We start from the raw sequence: 951 nt of genomic DNA, 5'->3' as shown, positions 1-951 counted from the left end.
ACCTGAAGCAGGCGGACGGCGCGTTCTACACGGTGCCTTTCGTCACGTACCAGAACAGCGCCGGCGTCACCCAGACGCAGTTCGCCGCCGGTGGGCGAGGCGACGCGCTGGGGCGGCCCTGCTGGGCATTGGTGGCCAACCATTACATCAACCGTAAAGGTCTGGCGGCGCCCTATACCAAGCGCGCTGCCGAACTGGTGGCACCGGAAGGTGGCGGCGGCAACTACGGCCCGAACAGTGGCGGCTTCGATCAGCTTGGCTACGGCACGCTCACTTGCACGCTCGACCCCGGCACCCCCGCCGCCACGCCGACCGGCCTGACCGGGTACGCGAGCGCGGGCAAGGCGGTGCTGTCATGGTGGGGCAGCAGCAACGCCGTCAGCTACAACGTGAAGCGCGCCACCCTTGCCGGCGGGCCATATGAAACCATCCAGAGCGGGATCACCGATCTGCTGACTTATACGGATCTGCCAGCCGCTGCCGGCACGTATTTTTACGTCGTGACAGCGCAAACGATTGCGGGCGAATCGGCGCTCTCCAACGAAGTGAAAGTGACCACGGCGCAGCAGCTGCTCGCGCACCTCACGTTTGATGAAGGCAGCGGCATCACGGCCGCCGATAGCTCGGGCAACAGGCGCAATGGCACGCTCAACGGCGCAACGTGGGCGGCGGGGCACAACGGCAACGCGGTCTCGCTCAACGGCTCGGGCGCGTATGTCGCGTTGCCCGACGATTTGCTGGTCGACGTGTCGGACTTCACCATCGCCAGCTGGGTGTTCTGGAACGGCGCGCAAACGTGGGCACGCCTGTTCGACTTCGGCACAGGCTTCCACCGCTACATGATGTTCACGCCGCGCGCACAGTTGCGCAACGGCTGGGCCGGCATGCGCTTCGCGATGACGGCCAACGGCCCCGGTGACGGCCCTCCGGAACAGATCATCGACGCCCCCA

General features: G+C 66.2%; 1 pseudogene. It reads left to right on the top strand.

The window, feature by feature from the left end:
* Positions 1 to 951: pseudogene (locus G3N96_RS38770) on the top strand (hypothetical protein); the annotation flags it as partial.

Source organism: Burkholderia sp. Se-20373, from assembly GCF_017104705.1.
Classification (GTDB): Bacteria; Pseudomonadota; Gammaproteobacteria; order Burkholderiales; family Burkholderiaceae; genus Burkholderia.
The sequence above is the reverse complement of the archived record's forward strand: the minus strand, read 5'-3'. Positions and strand labels throughout refer to the sequence as shown.